The 4,033-nt window shown below is 44.5% G+C and carries 3 protein-coding genes; all 3 read left to right on the plus strand.

Annotated features, from left to right (window positions below; translation table 11 throughout):
• The first annotated feature begins 278 nt into the window (after positions 1 to 278).
• The 3 genes from QT974_RS32070 (at position 279) to QT974_RS32080 (ending at position 3,903) form a co-directional block, all read left to right on the plus strand.
• Positions 279 to 1,682 carry a DUF2157 domain-containing protein gene (locus tag QT974_RS32070; RefSeq protein ID WP_333472411.1) on the plus strand — a complete coding sequence of 468 codons (1,404 nt, stop codon included), beginning with the start codon at positions 279 to 281 and terminating at the stop codon, positions 1,680 to 1,682.
• A 143-nt stretch (positions 1,683 to 1,825) separates the two neighbouring features.
• Positions 1,826 to 2,518 carry a GDYXXLXY domain-containing protein gene (locus QT974_RS32075; protein ID WP_333472412.1) on the plus strand — a complete coding sequence of 231 codons (693 nt, stop codon included), beginning with the start codon at positions 1,826 to 1,828 and terminating at the stop codon, positions 2,516 to 2,518.
• A 263-nt stretch (positions 2,519 to 2,781) separates the two neighbouring features.
• Complete coding sequence (locus QT974_RS32080) at positions 2,782 to 3,903, plus strand: hypothetical protein (protein ID WP_333472413.1); 1,122 nt, start codon at positions 2,782 to 2,784, stop codon at positions 3,901 to 3,903.
• Positions 3,904 to 4,033 lie beyond the last annotated feature (130 nt).

The raw sequence follows: 4,033 nt of genomic DNA on the forward strand, positions 1-4,033 counted from the left end.
CCTTAAGTCCGAGGATTGGAGTAATGAATAGTCTGATTTTAATTGATCCCGCTCCTGCGGGCGGGCTTTCAACCAATTTTTTCTGGTAATTTTTACCGCATTTTTACCGCCGTTATTCAACTCCTATGAATTCAGGTTTTGTTTGTATAAACCTGGTTTTAACCGCCGTTTTAGTTTTTGATGTGCAAGTTTAAAATGTGTCCCAACATCCAGCGACAATCCGCCCATAAGTGTCAAATTAATAACTATCACAGTTCAAATTCTCTGGAATATTCAACATGATTTCAGATAAATTTAGGCGCGAGTTGCGCGCAGAAGCGAAACTCTGGACAGCAGAAGGACTCATCGACTCTTCCCTCTACCAACAACTTTCGGAGCGCTATCAATTTCATACCCTCGAAACCGCTTCCCGCAACCGCTTTCTCAGCATTCTGATGAGTCTCGGCGGCATTCTTCTCGGCATAGGAGTTATCACTTTTGTAGCAGCAAACTGGCAAATTTGGTCGCGCGAATTCAGAGTTGCAATGCTGCTGAGCCTTTTCGTCGCAATCAATGCGGCAGGTTTTTATTTGTGGCGCGTTCCCCCTTCCCAAAACAAAAACTTAAATCAAAATATTTTACCTCTCATAAAAGGGCGAAACCAACTTTTAGGTGAAGGATTTTTGCTGTTAGGATCTCTGATTTTAGGAGCAAATATGGCACTGATGGCACAAATGTTCCACATCGGCGGTTCTGCTTCCGGACTTTTCTTAGTTTGGGGAATCGGCGTGCTAGGAATGGCTTACAGTTTGCGGTTGACTTCGTTAGGCGTTTTGTCAGCACTTTTAGTCGGTTTCGGCTATTGGCTGGCGGTGTTAGATTGGTCTTCTCAAGTCGAGTTTTCTTGGCTGCAAGTTTTGGTGCGCCAAATGCCAATTGCTGCGAGTTTGATGTTTGTGCCGATCGCCTATTGGTGTCGATCGCGTGTTATTTTTGCTATAGGTGCGATCGCCATAATTTTCTCTCTACAAGTTTCTATTGCCCAAGCCACAAATACCGGCTGGGGTGCAGCAATGTTTTGCGCCCTACCGCCCGCTTTGCTGTGGGGATACGACGATGCGATGTGGCCGAAAGTACAAAGCAGGCTGTTTCAACCTACCGCCCGCAATTTAGCGCTGCTCTATTTTGCCGGTCTGTTTTATATTCTTTCTTTCCACTGGTTTTGGCAAGATTTGCCGACTCCGGGGCAAACCGGGCCTGATTGGGTTTTGTTGGCAAATGCGGCGGTTTTGGGTGCTTTAGCAGTGTTTGAGTGGCTGCATTTGGGACGTTTGGAGATGAGCCGCCGCACGCGAAAAAAAGTGAATTTGACTACAGGTGCGATCGCATTTTTCATCCTCGCCAGCGCCTTGATGCCGTTTTTTCACCTGAGTATTACTCCGATTCCTCAACTAGCAACTTTTCTGTTTAATGTTTTATCATTTCTGCTCGCAGTCGGTTTGCTCCGAGAAGGTTTAGCTTTAGGAAACCGCCAGAGTTTTTGGGGAGGAATGGTATTGATTGCACTGCAAGTTATCAGTCGCTTGTTTGAATATAACACAGAATTATTGCTGAAATCCTTTGTATTTGTTTTGTGCGGCATTGGCGTAATTGCGGCTGGTTTGTGGTTTGAGAAACACTTCCTTCAAATTAACGATGATTAGGAGTCATTGCGAGCTACCCCCCTTGCCTATCTCTCGCCATGGGAGAGGCTCGCACTCGAAAAATTATTGTTTTAATCAGAAACCAAACGATATTATTCGGCTAATTAATTACAAATTTTCCTTGCCAAATTCCAACTACTAATATGAATGAAAAATCGGTCACACCTAACACTTTAATTGAGCCAGAATCCTTCGTGCTTCCCCCCCCTGCCAAACGCCTCCCTGGGTGGCGGCTGTGGGTTCCGTTGATTCTACAAATCGGGCTGATTGCCGCAGTTCCCGCCCAAGCAGTTTACACTTTTGTTACTGGTAAAACAGTTATTTTGCAAACTGCACCGATAGACCCTTACGACTTTTTGCGCGGTTATTACCAAGTTTTGAGCTATGATATTTCCAGTCTCGCCAATCTCGAAAAGCTCCCCGGCTCGAAAGATTTAGCGGCTGCAAAAAAACCTTGTCCGCCCGGAATCGTTTGTACTCAAAATACGTACAATATCAAGGAAAATACGATATTTTATGTAATCTTAGAGGCGCCAAAAACTATCACAAATTCCGGTCGCCCCCAAGCTTGGAAACCCACAGGCGTAAGTCTGGCCAATCCCGCCAATTTGCCTGCAAATCAAATCGCAATTCAAGGCAAATATAACGGTTCGTGGATGGAATACGGCTTGGAAACTTATTATATGCCCGAGAATGAAAGGGAAAAAGTAAATCAGGAGATTAGCGAAGCTCAACGGAAGCAGCGGCAGTCTTTTGTCGTAGAAGTAAAGGTTGACAAAACAGGCCATGCTGTGCCTGTGAGTTTGTGGGTGCGCGATCGCAAGTATCGATTTTAGCCGATTTCGCCGCCCGGTCGTGCAGCAGCGTGAATCCACCGGGCGACCGGGATTTGGGTATTTTTGCTTAGAAATGGCTGGGATGCTCCCGTAGCTGACGGGTCAAATCCGGTAAAATCGACATACCTCGGAGAATATCGGTTACAATTGGCGATCGGATTTGAATTCAATTGCCGACAACTCAAGAGAATCTATTAAGATATATAAGACTTGCGCAAATCTTGCGAATTCAAGCGCAATTTCAGACTCTACTGGAGCTTCTCATGTTAGCCGAGCTAATCTCTTCCAGACCCATACTCAAGGCAAAACTCCTCGACTTCTTAGGACTTCCCGACAATTGCCAAGATCAAACAGATTGCATAGTAAACCAAATTCTATCCGTGCTAGAAATAAACGCAGCCGAACAAGAAAGATTTTGGGAGACATTCAAAAGTGAATTAGCCGTCGATCCTGTAGAATTAGAAGCAATGCTCAAGTGTTCGGCAGCAGAACGCCAGCAGTGGATCGAACAAGGCAAGCTGCCTATCTTAGAATACCGCTCTTTCCGCAAATCTGGAATTCATTTAGAATATCCCGTTCACGACCGAAGATTCATCTTAACTCTCACGCCAACAGACATCAACAAGTGGCGCCAAGAACCCAAAGGGCTGATTAAAAATCATGGCACGACAGCCACCAAAATCAATACAGAAAACCCCGCACAAAACGAACAATCTCGAATAGCTTTTAGTTCAGCTTGGGAAAAAATTATTGCTGACTGGAAAGAACAAGGTTCGGCGGAAATTTCAGCAACTTTCCAGTTAGCTTACTGGACAGTTTGGGCGTCGCGGTGGGCTAAAGAAAATCAGCTCAACAGCTTTAAATCAACTACATCTAACGAAATCTACGAGACTAACCAGCAGCAATGGTACCAGCGCAAAAATCAAGCAGTCAAGTTACTGATTGAAATGCCCTACGCTATGCTTTACTTTTACCGTCCTCCCGATGCTGATAAATTATATCTCGAACTGTGCGACGACCACCAGGACATGATGAAAGATGACTACTATTGGGATAAGTGGGATTTTTTCTATCAGAACCGGAAACTCGTAAATAAGTGTCGCGAATGCGTGTACTGCGAAACCAAAGATTATTATTCGCTTTACTACCTGGAAATCAAAAGCGACAAGTTTCCCGATTTTAGTTTTTCTTACCATACGCCGTACACGATAGGCCGAAAATTCTTACCGCATCCCGAAACGCTTCCTGCTGTTGACCACGTAGAACAAGACGGCATTTTTCGTTTTGGTCGCCCGCTGCTGGAACAAGAGAAAGTTATTCACACCGAAAAGGATGTATTTCTCAAGTTTGAGGCGGCTTTGGCTGAGGCGAAAAAGTTTGTTTAGTCATTAGTGATTAGTCATTAGTCATTAGTCATTAGTCATTAGTCATTAGACAAGATTGCAAAAATCGGAAAACATCCTAAAATTATCTGCGTTTATCTGTGTTTATCTGTCTGACATCTGCGGTTTCTGT

This window comes from Microcoleus sp. BM001215392 (genome assembly GCF_036700185.1).
GTDB lineage: Bacteria > Cyanobacteriota > Cyanobacteriia > Cyanobacteriales > Microcoleaceae > Microcoleus.

Coding starts and splice junctions, on each gene's coding strand:
- QT974_RS32070 (WP_333472411.1), top strand. CDS start 279: ATGATTTCAGATAAATTTAGGCGCGAGTTGCGCGCAGAAGCGAAACTC.
- QT974_RS32075 (WP_333472412.1), top strand. CDS start 1,826: ATGAATGAAAAATCGGTCACACCTAACACTTTAATTGAGCCAGAATCC.
- QT974_RS32080 (WP_333472413.1), top strand. CDS start 2,782: ATGTTAGCCGAGCTAATCTCTTCCAGACCCATACTCAAGGCAAAACTC.